Annotated in this window: 20 protein-coding genes; 15 read left to right on the top strand and 5 right to left on the bottom strand. The window is 47.3% G+C overall.

Features of this window, described 5'->3' with window-relative positions; genetic code table 11:
• Positions 1 to 11: 11 nt before the first annotated feature.
• Genes NYE70_RS15100 through rfbF form a run of 3 tightly spaced genes read right to left on the bottom strand, consistent with a single transcriptional unit; the run spans position 12 to position 3031 of the window.
• Complete coding sequence (locus NYE70_RS15100) at positions 12 to 1112, bottom strand: FkbM family methyltransferase (protein WP_341046671.1); 1101 nt, start codon at positions 1110 to 1112, stop codon at positions 12 to 14.
• A 20-nt stretch (positions 1113 to 1132) separates the two neighbouring features.
• On the bottom strand, positions 1133 to 2191 hold the full coding sequence (locus tag NYE70_RS15095; protein WP_341046670.1) for an NAD-dependent epimerase/dehydratase family protein: 1059 nt from the start codon (positions 2189 to 2191) through the stop codon (positions 1133 to 1135).
• Positions 2192 to 2251: 60 nt separating this feature from the next.
• On the bottom strand, positions 2252 to 3031 hold the full coding sequence (gene rfbF, locus NYE70_RS15090) for a glucose-1-phosphate cytidylyltransferase (protein WP_341046667.1): 780 nt from the start codon (positions 3029 to 3031) through the stop codon (positions 2252 to 2254).
• 428 nt (positions 3032 to 3459) lie between these two features.
• Between rfbF and NYE70_RS15085 the strand changes: the two genes are divergently transcribed.
• The 9 genes from NYE70_RS15085 (at position 3460) to NYE70_RS15045 (ending at position 14020) form a co-directional block, all read left to right on the top strand.
• Positions 3460 to 4410, top strand: a complete 951-nt coding sequence (locus tag NYE70_RS15085) for a glycosyltransferase family 2 protein (RefSeq protein ID WP_341046666.1) — start codon at positions 3460 to 3462, stop codon at positions 4408 to 4410.
• Between the two features lie 52 nt (positions 4411 to 4462).
• Complete coding sequence (locus NYE70_RS15080) at positions 4463 to 6175, top strand: glycosyltransferase (RefSeq protein ID WP_341046665.1); 1713 nt, start codon at positions 4463 to 4465, stop codon at positions 6173 to 6175.
• Positions 6176 to 6228: 53 nt separating this feature from the next.
• Positions 6229 to 6978: a glycosyltransferase family 2 protein gene (locus tag NYE70_RS15075; RefSeq protein ID WP_341046664.1), complete on the top strand. Its 750-nt coding sequence runs from the start codon at positions 6229 to 6231 to the stop codon at positions 6976 to 6978.
• A gap of 276 nt (positions 6979 to 7254) precedes the next feature.
• Complete coding sequence (locus NYE70_RS15070) at positions 7255 to 7452, top strand: cold-shock protein (RefSeq protein ID WP_007132290.1); 198 nt, start codon at positions 7255 to 7257, stop codon at positions 7450 to 7452.
• Between the two features lie 207 nt (positions 7453 to 7659).
• On the top strand, positions 7660 to 8163 hold the full coding sequence (locus NYE70_RS15065) for a VanZ family protein (RefSeq protein ID WP_341046663.1): 504 nt from the start codon (positions 7660 to 7662) through the stop codon (positions 8161 to 8163).
• Positions 8164 to 8388: 225 nt separating this feature from the next.
• Complete coding sequence (gene hpf, locus NYE70_RS15060) at positions 8389 to 8949, top strand: ribosome hibernation-promoting factor, HPF/YfiA family (protein ID WP_341046662.1); 561 nt, start codon at positions 8389 to 8391, stop codon at positions 8947 to 8949.
• Between the two features lie 267 nt (positions 8950 to 9216).
• A complete protein-coding gene (secA, locus tag NYE70_RS15055) occupies positions 9217 to 11724 on the top strand; it encodes a preprotein translocase subunit SecA (RefSeq protein ID WP_211022618.1) in 2508 nt (835 codons plus the stop codon).
• 110 nt (positions 11725 to 11834) lie between these two features.
• Positions 11835 to 12948, top strand: a protein-coding gene (prfB, locus tag NYE70_RS15050; RefSeq protein WP_211022617.1) for a peptide chain release factor 2 whose coding sequence is annotated in 2 segments (ribosomal slippage) — positions 11835 to 11906 and positions 11908 to 12948 — 1113 coding nt in all. Because the reading frame shifts where the segments join, the coding sequence is not laid out codon by codon here.
• A 184-nt stretch (positions 12949 to 13132) separates the two neighbouring features.
• A complete protein-coding gene (locus tag NYE70_RS15045) occupies positions 13133 to 14020 on the top strand; it encodes a YitT family protein (RefSeq protein ID WP_211022616.1) in 888 nt (295 codons plus the stop codon).
• A gap of 75 nt (positions 14021 to 14095) precedes the next feature.
• On the opposite strand, the gene NYE70_RS15040 is transcribed toward NYE70_RS15045, so the two are convergent.
• Positions 14096 to 15643, bottom strand: coding sequence for a zinc ribbon domain-containing protein (locus NYE70_RS15040; RefSeq protein ID WP_341046659.1), 1548 nt, complete (start codon positions 15641 to 15643; stop codon positions 14096 to 14098).
• A gap of 30 nt (positions 15644 to 15673) precedes the next feature.
• Positions 15674 to 16306, bottom strand: a complete 633-nt coding sequence (locus NYE70_RS15035; RefSeq protein ID WP_341046658.1) for a hypothetical protein — start codon at positions 16304 to 16306, stop codon at positions 15674 to 15676.
• An 8-nt stretch (positions 16307 to 16314) separates the two neighbouring features.
• Between NYE70_RS15035 and NYE70_RS15030 the strand changes: the two genes are divergently transcribed.
• The 6 genes from NYE70_RS15030 to argF all read left to right on the top strand — a co-directional run bounded on the left by NYE70_RS15030 (position 16315) and on the right by argF (position 23344).
• Positions 16315 to 16497 (top strand): hypothetical protein, encoded by a 183-nt coding sequence (locus NYE70_RS15030; protein WP_341046657.1) that lies wholly within the window; start codon positions 16315 to 16317, stop codon positions 16495 to 16497.
• A gap of 369 nt (positions 16498 to 16866) precedes the next feature.
• The gene (argC, locus tag NYE70_RS15025; RefSeq protein WP_213653751.1) at positions 16867 to 17919 is read left to right on the top strand and encodes an N-acetyl-gamma-glutamyl-phosphate reductase; all 1053 of its coding nucleotides are present in this window, start codon (positions 16867 to 16869) and stop codon (positions 17917 to 17919) included.
• 444 nt (positions 17920 to 18363) lie between these two features.
• On the top strand, positions 18364 to 19596 hold the full coding sequence (gene argJ, locus NYE70_RS15020) for a bifunctional glutamate N-acetyltransferase/amino-acid acetyltransferase ArgJ (RefSeq protein ID WP_213653752.1): 1233 nt from the start codon (positions 18364 to 18366) through the stop codon (positions 19594 to 19596).
• A gap of 52 nt (positions 19597 to 19648) precedes the next feature.
• Complete coding sequence (gene argB, locus NYE70_RS15015; protein ID WP_213653753.1) at positions 19649 to 20491, top strand: acetylglutamate kinase; 843 nt, start codon at positions 19649 to 19651, stop codon at positions 20489 to 20491.
• A 628-nt stretch (positions 20492 to 21119) separates the two neighbouring features.
• Positions 21120 to 22379 (top strand): acetylornithine transaminase, encoded by a 1260-nt coding sequence (locus NYE70_RS15010; protein WP_341046654.1) that lies wholly within the window; start codon positions 21120 to 21122, stop codon positions 22377 to 22379.
• On the top strand, positions 22376 to 23344 hold the full coding sequence (argF, locus tag NYE70_RS15005) for an ornithine carbamoyltransferase (protein WP_211022609.1): 969 nt from the start codon (positions 22376 to 22378) through the stop codon (positions 23342 to 23344). The genes NYE70_RS15010 and argF overlap by 4 nt, the downstream gene beginning before the upstream one ends.
• Position 23345: the final 1 nt, after the last annotated feature.

Genomic DNA, 23345 nt, shown 5'->3' with positions numbered 1-23345 from the left:
CCGAAAAGAAATTAATTAGTAACTGCATAGCATACCGTCTCGTACATACTTACGCTATAATGTCTAAAGTAGATTTTATATTCTGGAACCAGTTCTGTTAGATATAATGGTATATCTACAATATCAAGCGGTTTGTGATATACGCAGATTGCCAACTTAGGCTTATACTTTCTAATAGATTCCCTCGCTCCCTTTAACGCCTCAAGTTCTGCCCCCTCAATATCCATTTTTATAAATGTAACAGGGGCCCCTTTCAGAACCTCATCTATTGAAGTTACAGGTATCTCAACATTCCCAACCTCATTTAATCCGCTGGCATAGTTTCCTTGCGCATTAAAGCGAAGAATTTCCGGCTTACTCCATAAGCCGTACGGCATAAGTTGAATCCGTTCGTCTCCTCCTGTAACCTGCTTGAAACTGTTGTGTTTGTTCTCCTCAGGTTCAAAGGAATATACTTTCTTAAACATTCCATCCGTTGCTTTTAGGAATTCTTCTACCGTATCACCGGTATATGCACCGCCGTCTATAAAAACTTCTTGATCAGACAGTTTGATAATATCAGGGTCAAAATACTGTGGACAATTGCTTTTTAATGGAGTAAGGTATTTTGAACTCACTGTATTACAGTAATTAATTCTATCGCAGAATATTTTTTTGGATAGCTCGTCAGATAACAGGTCATATGCTTTTTGAAATTGGGTCAAGTTTTTTTCGATTAACGAAGAATATCCTTGAAATGATTTGAGAGTATTTTCGGTATCTAACAGAGCAAGATGTACTCCCGTGTCCATAATGTAGGATAAATGATTGTCTTTTAATTGGAGGGCAATTTCATCAAAATACTCTAAAGAAGATACAATAATATAACTGTGGTTATATTTATCTATAAGCTCATTGAAGCTAATAACGGGAACATCCTCAATCAATGTTCCACACACTGCAAGATTGTTATCGCAGAAAAAAATATCGCTCATAAAATTATTTTTTCTGAGAAATTGCAGATATAACTTTCCAATTGTTCCTGAACCAAATAGGATAATTGGTTTATCTGAGTTTATCGATTGTGAACATAGGGAAGTCAAATATTTTAATTGATTCGGCTCATTTGCCAAAATATCGGTAGAAAATCTATTTACCACTCAATTTCACTCCGTTCACACTCATTGATGTATTTTAAATATCGTCTAATACCTTCCTCAATATGAATCCGAGGTTCGTATTCAAGGAAATTTCTAGCTTTTGTGATATCCGGGCAGCGTCGGTTGGGGTTATCGATCAAATAATCTTTATCTGAATGGTCTCTGAAAACTATTTCCCCATCATAATCAAAGAGTTCTTTTCCTACCTTTTTGTATAACTCTGCTAACTCATAGATTGAAAGTTCGGGTCCGTCAGAACCAATATTAAATACTTCAAAGTTACCAAAAAGAACGCATTTAATGTATCCAACTATTGCATCGGGGATATAATCGAACGTGCGTGTTGGCTTTCCATCTGAATATATAACAATATCTTGGTTATCTATGACTGCTTTTGCAAAATCCGCTACAACTCTTTGATCATTTATTCTCATACCTGGTCCATAGTTATTAAATGGTCGGACAATCGTAATAGGCATATTGTAAATACGTGCAAAGTTATAACACAAAGTTTCTCCAAATCGCTTTGACTCATCATAGCATGCTCTGGGACCGCAAGTATTAACATTACCCCAATAGCTTTCAGGAGTTGGAATTTGAGAAAAATGTGGATCTCCATAAATTTCACTACTAGAGAAGAACAGGAGACCTTGAATGTTTTTATCTTTGTAAAAGTCAAGTAACCTGCGGAGTCCGGTGACATCAGCATCGATTGTCTCGATTGGAAACTGACGATAATAAACAGGAGATGCAAGGGAGGCCATATGAAAAATCAGATCCGCACTACCAGCGAATTCAAGATCACATTGAATAATGTCATCTTCACGTAAATCAAACAAAGTGTTTTTGGAAATTTTCTCGACCCATTGAGGTTTGCCGAACATATAATTATCAATTCCAAACACTTTTTTTATTCCTAGTAAATCACCGTATTCTTTAAAAAAATGCATTAAGGAATATCCAAGTGAGCCTGCATAACCGGTCACAAGGATGGTTTTGCCTTCCATTGCATGTTTATTATCATTGCTCAATGAATCGTAGATGAACTTCATATCTTCCAAGGTAATTCGAGACATCCTTCTCAGCCTTTCTCCATATAGTTAGTTTTATTTTTACTCCCATAATTTCCAGGGGGCTTCCTTGGTTACCCAAAGCCTGTCCAATATAATTTTATCTCGCATGGTGTCCATGCAATACCAAAAACCAGGATGTTTAAATGCACTCAGCTTCCCCTTGTTTACCACTCTCTCCATAGGGGAAATTTCAAATACAGTATCATCGCCTTCTATATAATCTAAAACTTTAGGGTCAATCACCATGAATCCACCATTAATCCAACCGCCGTCCTCCTTTGACTTTTCAACAAATCTTTCAACCAAACTTGTTGAGTCGTTGATATCTAATACTCCGAAGCGACCACCAGGTTGAACCGCTGTCATTGTGATTAAAGCATCAGAGTTTAAATGATACTTTTCTAGATCATTGATATTTACGTCTGAAACCCCATCCCCATATGTCAACATAAAAGGTTCATTATCTAAATACTTTTGTATTCTCTTTATTCTTCCGCCAGTCATTGTATCCAATCCTGTATCCACTAGTGTTACACGCCATGGTTCTGATACGTTATTATGAATAGTTAATTTATTATTATTTGCAAAGTCAAAAGTTACATCTGATGCATGAAGAAAGTAATTGGCGAAGAATTCCCTTATAGCGTAACCTTTATACCCTAGGCAAATGATAAAATCGTTATATCCAAAGTGACTGTATATTTTCATGATATGCCATAAGATAGGCTTGTCTCCAATCTCAACCATAGGCTTTGGCCTTAAATGGCTTTCTTCACTTATTCTAGTTCCATATCCACCTGCTAGGATAACTACTTTCATTATTAATGTCACACCCTAACTACAGTTATTGGATTACATAATGTTCTTTCATTATAACAAAGCGGTTGTCCCTATTTATACTCAAACCAGCATTCCTAATATTTCCTTCCGAAGAGCATGTCCCCTGTTCAAACTACACGTGTTAGATTCTAGCACTCTTGCTTCATTCCCCTCACTTGCTAGTACTCATTATATCGGTGTCTTCTTAATTAATTATTAGTACGTTGAGTGATTGTTACCGATTACACTGGACAGATTTTATGGGGACAATTATAATGCTCCATAGATTGAGAAGCGGATTTAACATGAACAGATTATTGCAACCATTGGAAGTAAGAGGGCCTTCGCAGCATAGGTCGCCTAATACCATTTAGAGTCTACAGTCTAGAAAGACAGCAAACTGAGAATTCTTTGGAGGAAATAATAAATTGGCTCAACTTAGTGTTGTTATGTTGACATATAACCGTGAGAATTTTTTGCCATCTTCAATTGAAAGTGTTCTTTCACAAACCTTTGGTGATTTTGAATTTGTTTTGATCAATAATGGTTCTACAGATGGAAGTAAAGAAATTTGCGAGCACTACGCTGCTAAAGATAAAAGAATTAAGTTAATAAATATTGAAGAGAATAGAGGGGCTCCACCAGGAAGAAACCAGGGGCTTTTGTCTGCAACGACAGATTATATCACATTTGTAGATGATGATGATTATTGCGAACCAGGGATGTTGGAATTGTTAAAAAACCTCAGTAAAGAATATGATGCTGATATTTCACTCTGTGGAAGTTGGAATAATATTAATGGTACATTGGTACCGTATTTCATATTTGATGAGACCTTAGTACTCGATAAGGTACAGGGGCTTCATGAGCTATTACGAAGAGAAAAATACAATGTAGCCCCTCCTACAAAACTTTTTCGCAAATCATTATTTGATGGGATAACTTTCGTGGAGAATGTATTAGTAGATGATATACATGTTACTTATAAACTCTTTGCAAAAGCTAATGTGATTGTAGCGTATGGTGAACCTCTTTACAGGTTTAATAAACATGATGGAAATATGACTAGTTTCATTCAAAACAACAAGATCTCATATGATTTATTGAATGAGTATCTTCATGCCTTTCGCGAGCGTACAGAATATTTATCAAATGTTGTGCCTGAAATAGCACCAAGGGCGTTTTACTCCGAACTGTCGTATATGTTGTCTGTGTGCGATAAAATACAAAGTCAAGATAATATGAAGGTTTTATATGATTACATGATTGGAATATTGGAACATAATTATTCTTTGTTAAGTAGAAGTCCATTTCTAACAGATAGAGATAATATGCTGCTTAAAAGATTAAAACAAAATCCAAAGAATGAAAGAATATAGGTGGGGCTTTGTAAAGTTCAGAATAAAGATATTTTAAATGAGGGGTAAAAAAGTGAAAACCAATATCATTATCCTTACCTATAACAAACTTGAGTACACACAAGAGTGTATTACAAGTATTAGGGATTTTACGCGCCCCGGGACGTATCAAATAATTGTAGTGGATAATTGTTCGACCGACGGAACCAGGGAGTGGCTTGCTGAACAAACGGACATCCTTACTATATTTAATGATGAAAATGTAGGATTTCCAAAAGGTTGCAATCAAGGGATTGAGTTGACAACATCCGGGGATATTCTACTATTAAACAACGATATTATCGTATCGCCCAATTGGTTAGATTTACTGAATGAATGCCTTTATAGTTCCGAAGATATTGGAGCGGTTGGGCCAAACCATAACGGAGAATTGGCGGTTTCTTATAAGACAGTAGGAGAATATTTGGATTTTGCCCAAACTCATAATCAAAGTGACCCTTCCCAATGGGAACATCGTTTGAAGTTGATCGGTTTCTGTATGCTGATTAAACGTGAAGCAGTCGAGAAAGTCGGGTATCTCGATGAGCGTTTCACCCCTGGGAATTGTGAGGATACGGACTATAGTTTCCGAATTATTAAGACCGGATATAAAATTGTTTATTGTAAGAATGTTTATATCCATCACTATGGGTCTGTTTCCTTCGGAGAAATACCTGAACGTTATATCAAGCTCTTGGAAGTAAATCGGAAGAAATTCTTGGAGAAGTGGGGGTTTCATTCCGTTTGGAACTCTAGAACAAGACATGATTTGATAACAATTATGGATCGAAGCAAGGGGCAGATTAGAGTCTTGGATATAGGCTGTGGCTGCGGGGCAACATTATTGGAAATTAAAAATCGTTTCCCGGATGCACAATTGTTCGGAGTTGAACCCAACGTAAATGCTGCTGCTGTTGCATCAAAAATTGCCGATATTCAGGCAATAAATGTTGAGGAGCTAAATGATCAGTATCCTTCTGACTTTTTTGATTACATTTTGATTGAAAATGTTCTGGAAAAGGTCGAATCACCTATCGAGGTTTTACAAAAACTTAAAACTCTATTGAAAAAAGATGGACAAATGATTGCCGGGATTTTGAATTTTGAAAACTATGGGGTTTTAACAAGTATATTAAATGGCACGTGGATCGATTCGAATAACCACAACCTCTTTACATTGCAAAAATTAGCGGAATTATTCAAAACAGTGGGCTTTAACCATATTGAATACAACAGAATAGAAAGCAGTCTCAATAACCAAGAACAAAGAGTTAAGGAAAGCTTAAGCGGACTTGTTTCTTCGGAAAGGGAGGAGATTTTGTCTGCATCCGAGCTGATAATCAAGGCTTTCATCTCTAAAGATAGTGATTTGGAACAGCATTTATTAGGGTTTAGTTTAAACAACAAGGATGGCTTAAAAAAGATCATTGAACTGATGAATTCTGGATCTATTGATGAAAATTCAATAATAAATTCAGTCCACAAACTTGATACAAATAAAGTGAAGCTTTTAAATAACTTAGCGGTGACATTTTTTAAGAATTCTATGTTTGATCATGTCGTACCGCTTCTTAATGCAGCGCTGGAAATGGATGAGCATAATACCGATACTCTTTACAACTATGCTTATATCCTTCACACCATTGGAGCTGATAAAGAGGCACTATTTTATTTGAATTTTATTGAGAATCCGGACCAGGATATTTTGCATTTGAAAAATGAGATAGCAAAAAACATTTCCGAGTAATGCGAAAATTAAACAAATCGGTAAAACGCGGCATATAGAATAGGAGAGATATTATGGGAGTCTCCGCGGCAATGATAATTAGGGACTCAGAACGCTCAATAGAGCGCTGCTTGAACAGTATAATAGCAGCAGTAGATGAAATTGTAATAGTTGATACCGGTTCAACGGATAGAACTATTGAAATTGTTAGTTCTTATTGCGAGGCTCATGAACAGGTGAAATTGTATCATTTTGAGTGGATTAATGACTTTTCAGCCGCTAGAAACTTTTCTCTTTCAAAAGTAAGTCATGACTGGGTGTTTGTTGTAGACTCTGATGACTATTTACCTGCCGATGATCGCGGGAAAATAAAGAGTTATACCAGTCAGATGGATCAGGAAGGGAGAAAATGCGTCTTTGATATCGTTTACGATAATTCAGTAGATGGAAAGATAGTGGAATCTATTGCCTATGGTTATGTTCGATTGTTTCCTAGCTCATTGAGATATGAAGATATGATACATGAACAGATTGTTTACGCACCTTTGGAGCGGATTCGTAGCGATATTCATCTTGAGCATGACGGGTATGATATGAATCAGGTAGATATAAAAGCTAAAAAGAAACGCAACATAGAACTCCTCATACTTAATTTGCAGCAAGACCAAAATAATGCTCGATTATGGATGCATTTAGGCAGAGAAATGAGCGGCCTTGATAACGAAAAAGCATTGAGGTATTTAAATTTAGCCGAGTCTAAGACGACAAATGCCGAATTGTTAGGTTGGATTGAGATGTCTAAACAAGATTTAATTGAGAGATAAAATTGGAAAGAGTGAGTAGGAAGATATAAGAACAATTTTTAGAATTTAATTTTCTTGTTTCACTCTTATCCCTTCTGGTTAAATATAAATGGGATCCTTATCTGCCTCTTGCTTACTAACTCCCCCAAGTTTTCTTTCGACAAGGATTTACAATATTTTTACAGGAAAACCTAATCCTTGGTAATTGACACTGGTGAAGTTTGGGTGGTATAGTCAGAAATGTGGGCTTGGTCACAGGGTCACACTCTTATTTGATAATGAAGGGAATGTTAGTGCATGCAAGGTAAAGTGAAATGGTTCAACGCAGAGAAAGGTTATGGCTTCATCGAGACTGAAGAGGGCGGCGACGTATTCGTACATTTCTCCGCAATCCAATCGGAAGGTTTCAAAACTCTGGAAGAAGGACAATCCGTCGAGTTCGAAATCGTTGAAGGCGCTCGTGGACCGCAAGCCGCTAACGTAATCAAATTATAATCATCCCGGCACAGCCGCGACCTACATATAACGGTATGATGGTTAAGAATTGAAGATTCGCTAGCAACAGACCCTGGGAACTTACTCAGGGTCTTATTTTGTTATTTCGGTGAGGGTGCGGGTAATGGCGCAAGTACCTTCGCGTCCATGCCTTTTGAATCCGCACCAATGCTTTAACATAACAGATTCTCGAAACGAGGTGAGTTCATGAATTTCCGTAAGCTTCTCAAATGGATCCCAACATTGGCTATCATGATACTGTTATTCGCTCTTTCGGCCCAGTCATATGAGGAGCAGAACCTGCAGCCCGAAATCGAGAGGAAGGTCACTCATAGCTCGGCCTCCGAATGGTTGGATGGAATCTCCTTTACTTATGCAGGGCGGGAGATTAGTGCCGAGAGCTTGGGAACGGCAGGGTTTATCGAATTTTTCATTCGCAAGGGTGCCCATTTTTCGGTGTATGGATTGCTAGGGTTATTTGCGGCATTTGCCTTGAATTCCGGACGAAGGGGAAGGGATTTTGGCTGGACCATGGTGATCTCCTTTCTCTATGCTTGCTCAGATGAGCTGCATCAGACCTTTATGCCGGATCGGACCGGACTGGTGGAGGATGTGATGCTGGATACGACGGGCGCAGCATTCGGTGCGCTTATTATGCTCCTGATCTGGGGGATCGTTGAACGAAGGAAAGCCAAAGCCCGGCGCGATTAGCGTTAAGGTAAAAGCTCAACTTGAACTAAAGAATGGGATGCAGGATCATTGCTCAACTTTTGGTCATAAAACATTCAAAATTACCGCAGCTCCCGCTCTGCGGTTTTTTGCACTTCAACAGCGCTATTAGCAAAGTTAGACAGCACTTTATGCTGGATTTACAATTTTTACTTTCAGCTAATATCTGTGGTATAATGAAGGCGTAAAGCAAAGGAGGAGTGCCCAATGAATTATAGTATTCGTGGACAACAAATTGAAGTGACTGAGGCCTTGAGAGAATATGTTGACAAGAAGCTCAGCCGGCTTGACAAGTACTTTGATGCACCCCTTGCTTCCGAAGGTCACGTCACTTTAAGTGTCGTGCGCGGCTTGCACGTGGTTGAGGTAACGATACCACTTACCGGAGGCGTTGTGCTTCGTGCAGAGGATCGCAGCGATGATATGTATGCATCGATGGATGCGGTTGCGGACAAGCTCGAACGCCAGATTCGCAAGCACAAAACGAAGATTAACCGTAAGTTCCGCCAAGAGGGCAGTCTGAAGACGTTGTTCGTCGAGAACACGGCCGGTAACGGCAACGTGGCTACGATGGAAGACACTGACGACGATTTGGAACTGGTCCGCACCAAGCGCTTTAATCTGAAGCCGATGGATGTGGAAGAAGCGATTTTGCAAATGAACATGGTTGGCCACAATTTCTTTGTTTTCTCCAACCTGGATACGCAGGAAATTAACGTGGTTTACAAACGGAATGACGGGAAATACGGGTTGATCGAGAAAGAATAATACCTATAATTTTTTAATCCCGTGATCCCACATTTATTTTTAGAATAATTATTAACGTATCCAATCATGACGATTGTTTGAATGAGAGTGGTAATTCTTGCAATTGAAGTAAAAGGAACGAGCCTTTACCCGTGCGCGGGTAGGGCTCTTTATTCGTATAGATGGGGTTTTGACAGTGCCCCGGCGGTGATACCGTGTGTTGCGGCATGCCTTACAAACTGTTACAATTTAGGCAAATCATCTGTTTATGCATGAAAGGGGTAAACCATGCTGGGATTAATGAAGAAGATTTTTGGCGACACGAACGAACGTGATGTCAAACGTCTTATGAAGACGGTAGATTATATTAATACATTGGAACCACAATTCGAAGCTCTTTCGGACGAGCAGCTGCAAGCGAAAACCGCCGAGTTCCGTGAACGGATCGAAAAAGGCGAAACGCTGGATGAGCTTTTGCCGGAAGCTTTTGCAACAGTAAGAGAAGCGTCCAAGAGAACGCTGGGTATGCGCCATTTTAACGTACAGCTGGTGGGCGGGATGGCCCTTCATGAAGGCCGGATCGCTGAGATGAAAACCGGTGAAGGTAAAACCCTGGTCGGGACCCTGCCGGTTTATTTGAATGCACTCCTGGGCAAAGGTGTTCACGTCGTTACCGTCAACGATTACTTGGCCCAGCGCGATAGCCAGCAAATGGGACAAATTTATAACTTCCTAGGAATGACCGTAGGGGTCAATCTGAACGGCATGGAGCATCATGAGAAGCAAGAAGCTTATGCCTGCGATATTACTTATGGAACGAACAATGAGTTCGGTTTTGACTATCTCCGCGATAACATGGTGCTGTACAAGGAACAAATGGTACAACGCCCGCTCTACTTCTGTATCATTGACGAAGTGGACTCCATCCTGATTGACGAAGCACGGACCCCGCTGATTATTTCCGGACAAGCCCAGAAGTCGACGGAGCTGTACTATGCCGCTGACCGTTTTGTGAAGCGCCTGGTTGCCGAAGAAGATTATACGGTGGATATTAAGGTAAAAGCGGTATCCCTTACCGAAAAAGGGGTAGCGAAAGCCGAGAAAGCATTCGGCATCGAAAACCTCTATGATCACAGCCACATTACTTTGAATCACCATGTCGTACAGGCGCTTAAAGCGAACGTAATCATGCGTCGTGACGTAGACTATGTGGTGACGGAAGATGAAGTTCTGATCGTCGATGAGTTTACGGGCCGGATTATGCAAGGCCGCCGCTATAGCGACGGATTGCACCAAGCGATCGAAGCGAAGGAAGGCATCGAAGTTCAAAACGAATCCATGACGCTCGCTACGATTACGTTCCAAAACTACTTCCGTATGTATCGCAAGCTGGGTGGAATGACCGGTACGGCCAAGACAGAGGAAGAGGAATTCAAGAAAATTTATGGCCTCGAGGTGTTGCAGGTTCCTACGAACCGTCCAAACCAGCGCCAAGACTTGCCAGATGTCGTTTATAAAAGCGAAAGTGGCAAATTTAAAGCCGTGGTTGACGAGATCGTCAACCGCCATAAGCTGAACCAACCGGTGCTTGTAGGTACGATTTCGATCGAGAACTCCGAATTGGTCTCGGAAATGCTGAAGCGTAAAGGCGTGCCGCATAAAGTCCTGAACGCGAAGTATCATGCCGAAGAGGCCGAGATTATATCCCGTGCCGGTGAACCGGGCTCCGTGACGATCGCCACCAACATGGCGGGACGCGGGACCGACATTTTGCTGGGCGACGGCGTATCCGAGGTTGGCGGCCTGCATATCATCGGTACGGAGCGGCATGAATCGCGCCGGATCGATAATCAGCTGCGCGGCCGTGCCGGTCGTCAGGGCGACCCGGGTTCGACCCAGTTCTATCTGTCCCTTGGCGATGAACTGATGAAGCGTTTTGGTGCCGACAACGTTCTGAACATGATGGATCGTTTGGGCTTTGAAGAAGATCAGCCGATCGAGAGCAAAATGATCACACGTGCGATCGAATCCGCGCAAAAACGGGTAGAAGGCAATAACTTCGACGTTCGTAAAGTCGTTCTTCAATATGACGATGTCATGAATCAGCAACGCGAAATTATTTATAAACAGCGCCGCGAGCTGCTGGAATCCGAAAATATCAAGCAAATTATCGTAGATATGATCAAGCCGGTCATCGAGCGAGTTGTCGAAGCGCACACCAGCGATGAGATTCCGGAGAATTGGGAACTGCAAGAAATTGCCGATTACGTCAACAGCAAGCTGTTGGATGAAGGCGCAGTTACCAAGGATGAGCTCTGGGGTAAAGAGTCGAACGAAATGGTGGATTATATTTTTGACCGTGTCATGGTAAAATATGATGCACGCGAACAAGCGCTGGGCGAGGAAATGGTCCGCGAGTTCGAAAAAGTTATCGCCCTTCGTTCGGTTGACAGCAAGTGGATGGATCACATTGATGCCATGGACCAATTGCGCCAGGGGATTCACCTTCGCGCCTACGGCGGTACGGATCCATTGCGTGAGTACCAGTTCGAAGGCTACGAGATGTTCAATCAGATGGTTGCCAGCATCCAGGAAGAAGTGGCCATGTATATCATGAAAGCCCAAGTGGAAACGAACCAGGAACGTCAAGCGGTCGTGGATGAGGATAAGATCTCTACCAGCGGTGAACCGGCCGAGAAGCGTCCGGTCAAACGCGGGGAAGAAATCGGGCGTAATGACCTTTGCCCTTGCGGCAGCGGCAAGAAGTACAAACATTGCCACGGGCAGAACGCATAAGAGAGCCGAGAGATCAGGAAGCTCTGAAAGAAAGCGGGGGGCCGTCCGTGTCGGATGGCATCCCGTTTTTCGCTTGCATATTATTAATTTGAGAAAGGTGGTATTACAGCATGATCGATCCGAGCGTAAAACAGGACATGCGGGAAATAACCAAGAAATTATCCAACCTTAGGGGGTCTCTTTGACTTAGACCTCAAGCAGGAAATGATCGCGAACTATGAGGAAAAGATGGCGGCTCCCGACTTTTGGGACGACAATGATAAGGCGCAAAGCTTAATTGCCGAGCTCAATGCCGTCAAATCTTCCGTAGACCAATACAGTGCGCTGCAGCAGGAGTACGACGATGCTGAAATGATGGCGGAGCTGGCTGAGGAAGAGGGCGATGAGTCGCTCGCCGCGGAGATCGGCGCATCGGTGGCATCGCTGGTGAAGAAGCTGGAGGAATTCGAGCTGCAGCTGCTGCTGAACCAGCCGTACGATAAGATGAACGCCATCCTGGAGCTGCATCCGGGCGCCGGCGGCACCGAGTCCCAGGACTGGGGCCAGATGCTGCTGCGGATGTACACTCGCTGGGCGGAGAAGCGCGGCTTTAAAGTGGAGACGCTCGACTATCTGCCGGGCGACGAAGCGGGGATCAAGAGCGTCACCTTGCTGATCAAAGGGTATAACGCATACGGCTATTTGAAGGCGGAAAAAGGCGTGCACCGCCTGGTGCGCATCTCCCCGTTCGACTCTTCCGGCCGCCGTCATACTTCTTTTGTCTCCTGCGACGTAGTGCCGGAAATTACGGAGGACGTGGAAGTCGATATCCGGACGGAGGATCTCAAGATCGATACGTACCGGGCCAGCGGCGCGGGCGGCCAGCACATTAACACCACGGATTCGGCGGTGCGGATTACGCACTTGCCGACAGGCGTCGTGGTGACGTGCCAGAACGAACGCTCGCAGATCAAGAACCGGGAGCGCGCGATGACGATGCTCCGTTCCAAGCTGTACGAGCGCAAGCTCGAGGAGCAGCGGAAGGAGCTGGATGAGATCCGCGGCGAGCAATCCGATATCGCCTGGGGCAGCCAGATCCGTTCCTATGTCTTCCACCCGTACAGCATGGTCAAGGACCATCGCACTTCGGTGGAGACGGGCAACGTTGGCGCCGTCATGGACGGCGATCTCGATGCTTTTATCGACGGATACCTGCGGAGTCAGATTCAGAGCGAAGCGCAATAATGCAATACTCCCGGCTTTTGTCGATAGGCAAGCCGGCAGAAAAAGGATAGAACCGATTCCTGCACCGCGGAAGTCCGGACAGGAAGGGACTCTCGCTTCCCCTAGGAAGCAAGTATCTCTTCCAGTGCCGGTCGCATCCGCTAAGGTGCGGGAATTTTTTTGGATCAGTGAGGAGGGGCAAGCGGTGCCGCCGAAAACCCGCAAACGCAGAATTAACGAATACATTCCATTAACCGGACCCGCCCGGCATACGATCGACACCCTGATGATTATCGTGGGGTCTTTCATCACCGCGTTGGCCTTTAATTTATTTTTGGTGCCGAATCACATCGCTTCCGGCGGGGTGTCCGGCTTGTCCGTCATCGCGCAGTCGCTGTTCGGCATTGAACCCGCCTACACGCAGTGGGCTTTGAATATTCCGCTCTTTATTGCGGGATTTATGCTGCTAGGCCGGGATTACGCGATCCGTTCCCTGCTTGGAACGGTGGTACTTCCGTTGTTTGTCTTTTTAACCAAGGATTTTCCCGTGCCGACTACAGATCCGCTGCTGGCTTCTTTATATGGCGGGATCGGCGTTGGCCTCGGTCTGGGCATCGTGTTCCGGGGCAGAGGCTCTACCGGCGGATTGTCTACGCTGGCTCAGATTATTCAGAAGTACAGCGGCCTAAGCCTTTCCGTATGCGTAGTGCTTATGGATGGCATGGTGATCGCTCTTGCCGGCTTCATTCTTTCACCTGAAAAAGCGCTGTACGCGTTGATCGGCCTGTACATTACAGGCAAGATTATCGATGCCATTGAGCTAGGCTTCAATTATACAAAGGTGGCTTACATCATCGCGGATAATACCGAAGCGATCTCTAAGGCGGTGCTATCCGAGCTCGACCGCGGGCTGACCAAGCTGAATGCGCAAGGCGGCTACACGGGGGATAATCGGACCGTGCTTATGGTCGTCGTTGGTCAGAGCGAAGTGACCCGGCTTAAGACGCTGGTGCAGACCTTGGAGCCGACGGCTTTTGTCATCATCACGAACGCCCATGAAGTATTGGGCGAAGGCTTCAAGCGGACACCGTGACGCTTCTACCATCTACCGAGTAATAAAAAAGCAACAAGGGCGAGCTCCGTATCCGGGAGTCTCGCCCTTGTTTTTTTACATCATTAATTCTTCGGTATCCGCATCATTAAAATAATATTCATCATAGAAGTCCGTTACGATCCATTGCCCATCCTTATACGTCAGCTCGCAGGCTTGATTAAAGATGGTGTCTTCGGAGGCGGAATTACTCGGATCCTCAGAAAGACTGAAGGATTGGCTGAAATGAGCTTGAACGCTGACATTGGCCCGTAAATCCTCGCCCCATTCCAACAGCTCGATGCTGCTCATATCGAAGACAACTTTGATTACTTTTCCATCGTATACAATATTCTGTGCTTGCATTTCCTGAATCAAGTAATCCACGGCCTGCTTAACTTCACCCGACATATGGGACGCGGATGAAGTATCCTGCGAACTCAGTGCAGTCGCCAACTCCTGGAAGAAGCTCTGGGTCGCGGATTTAACCGATTCCCGGAAATCCTCGTTTTCCGGTTCAAGATCCGCTTGGATATAATCCGTGTCGATCGGGAAGACCTCACTTTTTACAACGCCCCAAGGGAATTCTTTTTCCACATAAGCCTCGCTGCTGCCGTCTACAAGAATTGGTCCGATGTCCGCATAGTCCCCATGAGTGAGGCCGGTATCTTTGCCATCGATAAAAATAGCCGCATCTTCATAGTTGGAAGCTATCCGTATATAATTGCCGTCCAAATCCAGATCCACGTCGTAGTAAGCAATGGGGTCGCTCAAGGTTAATGTCTTTTCGGCTTCCATGGAGGCGTAATCCCCGGTGTACTTTGCTTTGAACGTGTGTTTGCCAGGCATTACGGGGCCGACTTTATCTCCGTAGTATTCCTCTTTGGAGGTAACCAGTTCTTTTCCATTTACCGTAATTTTGGTTCCGGCATAGGTGGTAGTGACATAAGGGTAAAAAGGCGTAACTACCAGTGCGTAATCATTGTAAAAAAGGAGCCGTTTGCCGGTCTTCTTGACTTTGACGATGGAATCGTCATAGCTTCCCATGGCCAGCATGGCATCTTTTTTCTGTTTGTACAATTTGACCTGGGCCCGCAAATCTTCAGCGACGGCAGCCCGGTTAAAGGTGTCATCCTTGAGATAATCCAGCAGCGGTTTCACGCTGTCCTTGTCAACGACCAGACTCTTTTCTCCCGGTTGAAGCATCGACGCGAGGGTTTCGGCATCGCCGTCTTTTAAAGCTTTTTCAAACTTGGCAACGAGCCGGTTTCCATCGGTCAGATAGGCACCGGTGGCATAAAGGCCGCCAAGGATAACAACGAAGGCAAGCACTCCGATCACAATCCACTTGCGGCGCTTGATCCAGGACAGGAAGGAGCCTGCTCCTTTCTTCCATTCGATCTTGGCCTCCTGCTCGGGAAGGGACTGGGCAGGTACGTAAGCCGGGATATTTGCCGGCTCAACTACCGGACTAGGTGTTGCTGCTGCCGGTTCAACCACCGGAGTAGGTGCTGCCGCTGCCGGTGCATTCGCCGGTTCGATCTTCTGTTCAACCGGGGCCCCGCATTCCGGACAGAATTTGACCTGGGCCTCAAGTTTTGTTCCGCATTCAATACAATAACTCATAGATTATTCCTTAACCTCCCAAAAGTGAATTTAGAACAACCCGCCGAAGCCAAAGCCCAAGCTGGAATTTGCAAATTTGACGAGAATGTATCCGAAGGCCAGGTTCGCAATGACGGCTCCATAGAGCGGATCCAGCCCATTCATGCTTTCCTTGCGGAAGCTGAGCACGGTTGCGGTGATGGACCCGAAAATCAAGGCCAGAGAAATCATAAATAGGAAGAGGCTGAATTTGTCTCCCAACTCAAGCACGAAACTTAGTATGCAGAGCAGCAGGGACGCCGTTGCCGGAACGAGCATCGTTCCGAGCTTTGCGGTGACGGCCATAAAATCGGTAGCAATACGTCCGAGCCGGATGGCTGCAAAAGCAAGCGCGCTGGCCAGAATCAAGGCGATCCAGATCAGCAGGAACGGCCGGAGCACTCTTTTTCCGAAATAATCGCCATATCCGTCCAACAGGTTAGGAATATAAAAGACCAGCGGAAGCAATAACGAAGTTAGAATAATGGTCAGCAGCCCGTTCGTGAAATGCGGCTTGCCGACATTTTTGGCCGTCATGAAAGGATGCATTAAAGCCTTGATGTAAAAATTGCCGAACTGCTTGCTGATTTGGGAGCCCTGCTGCACGAACTGGCTCTGTTTCACCTGGTCCCAGCCTTTGGCCATGGAGGGCAGTGCGGGAACTTCCTGGGGTGTATGTGCTGGTGGTGCCGAGGCAGAAGCTGCCGGCTGTATCTGTGGTGGTGCAGAAACTGGTATGTATGCCGGGGTCGGAGCCAGGGCGGACGAATTGGCTGGTGTCATCGTCGGAAACGAAGCCGCCTCGGGCGCTGATGCTGATGCCGATGCAGACGTGAAATCCGGTCCTATGTGGCCTTCCATAGCTGCGGCGGATTCAACCGGGGCCTCCTGCACAGATTGCTCAGTCAGCGGCACTCCGCATTTAACACAAAATTTTCCTTTCTCATAAACCTGACCACACTGCATACAAATCATATGTAATCCAACCTCCTAAAGTTATGTAAAAGCACAGATACTTCCAGAATAGTTGTTAAACAATCACTGCGTCAAACCATAAATTGGTATATAATCAAAAAAGGCTGACATAAATCAAAATTATTTCATTGTATATATATAAATGTGAATGTATAATAATACGTAATTGCAATTAGGGATGCATCAGACGGAATTTATAGAGCCGTAAGAGGGGAAAGAGAGGTAAGCTTGTGAGTGGAGAAAAATTAAAAGTCGCTATTGTCGGTTCCACCGGATATGGAGGGGTGGAGCTGATTCGTTTTTTATTGGGGCATCCGGAGGTGGAGATCACATCCGTCATCTCGTCATCAAGCTCGGGTTTACCGATTACGGACGGATTTCCGCATCTGAGCGAAATCGTGCTGCAAAACCTGGAGGCTGTTGATCCGCAAGCGATTGCTGAAAAAGCGGATGTTGTATTCACGGCCACGCCGTCAGGCGTCAGCGGTAAGCTGGTTCCCGAACTGCTGGCAGCCGGACTTAAGGTGATCGACCTCTCTGGAGATTTTCGGATCAAGGACGGGGCGGTTTACGAAACCTGGTATAAGCACGAAGCCCCCGCTGCGGAGCTGTTGGAACAGGCGATCTACGGATTAGCCGAATTGAACGGTGATGCCGTGAAAGGTTCGGAGTTCATTTCCAATCCAGGCTGTTACCCGACCGCAACGCTCCTGGGCTTAATCCCTGCATTGGATGCAGGCTGGATCGATCCCAAGTCGATTATTATAGACGCTAAATCAGGGGTATCCGGAGCGGGCCGGGGCACGAGCCTAATGACCCATTATGCGGAAATCAATGAAAACCTGAAAGTATATAAGGTCAATAAGCATCAGCATATTCCCGAGGTGGAACAATGCCTTTCGCAGATTGCCGGCGAACCGGTAACCGTTACGTTTACGACCCATCTGGTACCGATGACCCGGGGGATTATGACCACGATGTATGCGGGGCTGATTGGGACCCACACCGAGGCGGAGCTTGTGGAGTTGTATCGCCACTATTATGAGGGTCGGCCGTTCGTACGTGTTCGTGAAGCCGGGAAGTGGCCGGCTACGAAGGAAGTGTTCGGTTCGAACTATTGCGATATCGGCTTTGCCGTAGATGAGCGGACCGGGCGGCTGACCATCGTATCCGTCATCGACAACGTAGTTAAAGGTGCCGCAGGCCAGGCGATTCAGAATTTGAATCTGATGATGGGCTGGGACGAAACGACAGGGCTTTTGTTAAGTCCGGTATATCCATAGATTAGCCATTATAAAATGAACTGAAATAAATTCAACTGATATTGCAAGTTCAAAAAGTCGGCTTTTCAGCACCGAGAAGGTTGCGAGAATCCGAAGAAGGAGGAACGGAGTGTAGGCAAAACCTACATGAGTACCGGACTTCGAGGGTGAACGCAAGATTCGATGTCGAATCAACCACTTGAAAGACCTCGTGATCAAAAGATGACTTTTTGATTACCTCGAATGATTATATAAGTGTGAGTTCAAAAAGTCAGGTTATCAGGACCAAGAAGGTTGGATGAAGCTAGGGACTGAGTAGCGGAGCGTACATGGGTACGTGAGCAACGGAAGGCCCAACTGAATTCAAGATTCGACGTCGAATCTGCTTCATGATCCTCTTCGTCGTGGAAAGATGACTTTTTGAACAACCTCTAGATTTGTTCGTCAAAACGAAAGGAGAAGGTCATGGGAGTAGTTAGTTTGTTTAGCGTGGCGCCGGAGGGCTCCATTACCTCGCCGAAGGGATTTCGGGCAGGAGGGCTGCACTGCGGCTTGAAAAAAACGGCGCGCAATGATCTCGGCGCGATCGTGTGCGAGGTGCCGGCGGTGGCGGCGGCCGTTTATACGACGAACGTGTTCCAGGCAGCCCCGTTGAAGGTGACGCGCGAGAGCATCGCGTCAGGCGGGCGGCTGCAGGCCGTCGTCGTCAACAGCGGCAACGCCAACGCCTGCACCGGGAAGCAGGGCGAAGCCGATGCTTACGCCATGCGGGCCGCCGCGGCAGACGCCCTCGGGCTGGCTGAGCACGACATCGCCGTCGCTTCGACCGGCGTCATCGGCGAGCTGCTGCCGATGGACCGCGTCTCGACGGGGATCGCCGGTCTGCCGGCGGTGCTGTCGGCTGAGGACGACGGGGCCGAGCAATTCTGCCAGGCGATTCTCACGACCGACCTCGTAAAGAAAGAGGTCTGCGTCCGGCTGGCGGTCGACGACCGCGAAGTGCTGATCGCCGGGGCCGCCAAAGGCTCCGGCATGATCCATCCGAACATGGCGACGATGCTCGCCTTTGTGACGACCGACGCCGCTGTGGAGCCGCAGGCGCTGCAGCAATTGCTCGGCGCTACGACGGACGTGACCTTCAATATGATCACGGTCGACGGCGATACGAGCACGAACGACATGCTGGTCGCCATGGCCAGCGGCCTGGCCGACAACCGGCCGCTGGCGCCGGGCCATCCCGACTGGGAGGCCTTCGCGGCCGCATTCCGGCACGTGTGCGAGACGCTCGCGCAGGCAATCGCCCGCGACGGTGAAGGCGCCACGCGCCTGGTCGAGGTGACGGTGGAAGGCGCCGTCACCGAACAATCGGCTCGGGCGATCGCCAAGACGGTGATCGGCTCGAGCCTGGTGAAGTCGGCCGTATTCGGAGCCGACGCCAACTGGGGCCGCATCATCGCGGCGGTCGGCCGCGCCGGGGAGCCGGTGAACCCGGAAACCGTCGATATCAAGCTTGGCGATATCGTCGTATTATCCGGTTCCCGGCCGATTCCTTTCGACGAGGAGGAAGCCCTCGTCTACCTGCAGGGCGACACGGTAACGATCCATGTCGACCTGCACAACGGCAAAGGCAGCGCCACGGCGTGGGGATGCGATTTGACGTATGACTATGTAAGAATCAACGCGGCGTACCGCACTTAACCATAATAGAGGATAAGATAGTTACCGATTTGACGGAGAGAGGAGCGTTAAGATGAGAATCGTATTGGAAGGCGGCCAGCTGTCCGCCGCGGGCCTTGGCCTCGGCGCGAAGCGGACGTTTGTTATGAAATGTGGAGGAAGCACTCTGGAGGAATTGCCGGATTCGTTTTATAAAGATCTGGCTGAACTGCAGGAGAACGGAACCCAGCCTGTGATCGTGCATGGCGGCGGACCGGCCATCTCGGACAATTTGAGCAAACTCGGAATCGACACCCATTTTGTAAACGGGTTGCGTTATACCTCCGAAGAGGTGCTGGACGTGGTTGAGATGGTACTGGCGGGCAGCATCAACAAGAAAATCGTGCGTCGCATCGGTCAATCGGCAGGCAAAGCAGTCGGTTTGTCCGGCGTCGATGGTGCGCTGATTCAGGCGAAGCCGGTGACAAACTCAGCCGAAGTTGGCCTCGTGGGCGAAGTAACCGGCGTCAATGCGGCGCTCATCGAAGGCGTAGTGAAGCTCGGCTTCATGCCGGTCATCGCTCCGGTCGGCATCGATGCGGACGGACAGCGTTACAATATTAATGCCGACACCGCGGCCGGGGCGGTTGCTTCCGTGCTGGGTGTACAGCAGATGATCGTGGTTACAGACGTGCCCGGCATCTTAAAAACGGTCAACGGTGAGAAAAGAGTACTTCAAACGGTGACCGTCCAGGAAATCGAAGACATGATTCAGACCGGTGAGATTTACGGCGGAATGATCCCTAAGGTACGGGCGGCGATTGCCTGCATCAGCGGCAAAGTTAATGAAGTCGTCATCGTGGACGGCAGCGAGCCCGGCGTCTTGCGCAAGGTACTGGCAGGCGAAACGATCGGCACAAAAATCGTGCGCATGTAGTGGCACGTCCTTCATTTAATGCGTTATAGTAAAAGAAGAATATCGCGTTGCATCGAGAAAATGTGATTGGATTTAATCCAATTAAACGTTAGGAACTTTAGGGAAACTGGCTCTTCATTGTATAAAATCCAACGAAAAAGCCGGAAAAGCACAGCTTTCATAGTTTTTTGGGGAAGTCATTGGATAATATCCAATGACTTCGTCCGAAAAGCAGATAAATCGCTAGTTAGTTGGAAAATCTCCAATGAGTTCGGCCGATGCGCTTGATGATAGGTTTGCAGCTGATTCAGATAGGTGATAGGTAATTGGATATTTCCAACTATAATTTCGATCAAACGCCGTTTGGCGGAGTTTCATTGGAAATATCCAATAGGATAGGGACAAAGATGGGGCTTGTACTGCTTTTTGCGGAAACTCATTGGAAATATCCAATAGGGGTGCTAGGTATGGCGAGAATTCGTTAAATCTATTGGAAATATCCAATGAGATGGGACTTGGAAATGGAATTGGACTTGAATCCAACCCAATCCAATCCAACCCAATCCAGCGAGTGGGGCTTACCCGACAGTAGAAACAAAACGATCCAATTCATAATTAGATTAAATTTTAACCGATAGGAGTGAAAGGGATGGCACAAAGCGATCTTCAGGAGAACAAGACGGCTGCCGGCACGGTTCAAGAGGGAACGGAGTCTCGCGGAGGGGCAAGCGCGTTGTTTCCTACATATTCACGCTATCCGCTCAGCCTGGTAAAAGGCCACGGAAGCTGGGTCTGGGATGATCAAGGCAACCGCTATCTCGACTTTATGAGCGGGCTGGCCGTGACCAGTTTGGGGCATGCGCCGGAAAAGGTTAGAGAGAAGGTTAAGGCCCAGCTCGACGAGCTCTGGCATGTCTCCAACCTGTTCCAAATTCCGCAGCAGGAAAAAGCGGCTCGTATGCTAACCGAGATCAGCTGCGCCGACGCGGTGTTTTTCTGCAACAGCGGGGCGGAGGCGAATGAGGCAGCTATCAAGCTGGCCCGCCGCTATCACCAGAAGGTGAAAGGGACTGACCGGTACGAAGTGATCACGTTCGAACAGTCTTTTCACGGACGCACGCTGGCGACGCTCACCGCGACAGGCCAGCAAAAAGTGAAGGACGGCTTCCTTCCGCTCCCTGCAGGCTTCAAGACCGTGCCGCTTCACGACATGGACGCTTTGAAGGCGGCGATCGGACCGAATACGGCGGCCGTGATGCTGGAGATGGTTCAAGCTGAAGGCGGCGTGCATCCTGTGGATCGCGGATTTGTGCAACAATTGGCTGAACTGTGCAAGCAGGAAGGTTTGCTGCTGATCATCGACGAGGTGCAGACCGGCATGGCCCGGACGGGAACCTGGTTCGCTCATGAGCAGTACGGGATCGAGCCGGATATTTTCACGGCGGCTAAAGGAATTGCCAGCGGTCTGCCGGCAGGAGCCATGCTCGCCAAGGAATACCTTCGTGAAGCCTTCACGCCGGGGACGCATGCGTCGACCTTTGGCGGCAACCCGGTTTCAGCTTCCGCTGTGGTGGCGACGATCGAGACGATGAAGGAAGAAGAGATTCCGAAACGGGCGGCCGAGATGGGCAAGTACCTGAGTGATCGACTGCGGGAGTCGCTAGCCGATAACCCGTTCGTGAAAGAAATTCGCGGACTCGGGCTGATTATCGGCATTGAATGCGCGGAGCCGGTAGGCGATATCGTGACAGCTGGACAGAAGAACAAATTGCTGTTCGTAACAGCAGGTCCGAACGTAATTCGGCTGCTTCCGAATTTGAAGGTGACCCATGAAGAGGTCGATCAGGCGGTCGATACGCTTGCGGCTCTGATTGCGGCCCATACCGCGAAGGAGGATAATAATCAATGAGTCTAACCGAATCAACTAAAGACACAAGCATAAGCATCGGCCTCAAGGGACGCGACCTGCTTGAACTGGACGATTATACAACGGAAGAGATACAGTATTTGATCGACTTGGCGATCGAGATCAAGGCCAAGCAGAAGAACGGAGAGGTTTACCAGCCTCTGAAGGGCAAGACCATCGGACTTATTTTTGAAAAATCGTCGACCCGGACCCGCGTGTCCTTCGAAGTCGGAATGTTCCAGCTTGGCGGACACGCGCTGTTCCTGAGCAAGAACGATATCCAGCTCGGCCGCGGCGAGACGATCGCCGATACGGCTGGCGTGATGTCGCGTTACCTCGACGGAATCATGATCCGTACGTTCGGTCATGATAAAGTCGTTGATCTGGCCAAATACGCAAGTATTCCCGTAATCAACGGTTTGAGCGATCTGGCCCATCCGTGCCAGGTGTTGGCCGATTACCAAACCATTTATGAGCACAAAGGCGTCCTGAAGGGCCTGAAGCTGGCCTATGTCAGCGATGGCAACAATATGGCGCACTCGCTCATGATCGGCGGAGCCAAGCTTGGCGTTCATGTGTCGGTGGCGAGTCCGGAAGGCTATGAGCCTGATCCGCAAGTCGTCGCGAGCGCCCAGGAAATCGCTAAGTCTACCGGTGCGATCATCGAAGTGGTCCGCGATCCGAAGGACGCGGTGAAAGATGCCGACGTCATCTATTCGGACGTATGGGCGAGCATGGGCTTTGAAGAGGAGCAAAAGGCGCGCGAAATCGCATTTGCATCCTATCAAGTCGATGAAGCCTTGGCCGCACACGCGAAACCGGACTATTTGTTCATGCACTGCCTGCCGGCACACCGCGGTGAGGAAGTCAGCGAAGGCGTCATCGACGGCAAGCATTCGGTTATTTTTGATCAGGCGGAAAACCGGCTGCACGCGCAAAAAGCGCTGATGGCAGCTTTAATGGGATAAT

This window comes from Paenibacillus sp. FSL R5-0407, assembly GCF_038009185.1.
Classification (GTDB): domain Bacteria; phylum Bacillota; class Bacilli; order Paenibacillales; family Paenibacillaceae; genus Fontibacillus; species Fontibacillus vini.
Note: the sequence above shows the minus strand (reverse complement) of the source record. Positions and strands in the feature narration are given on the sequence as shown.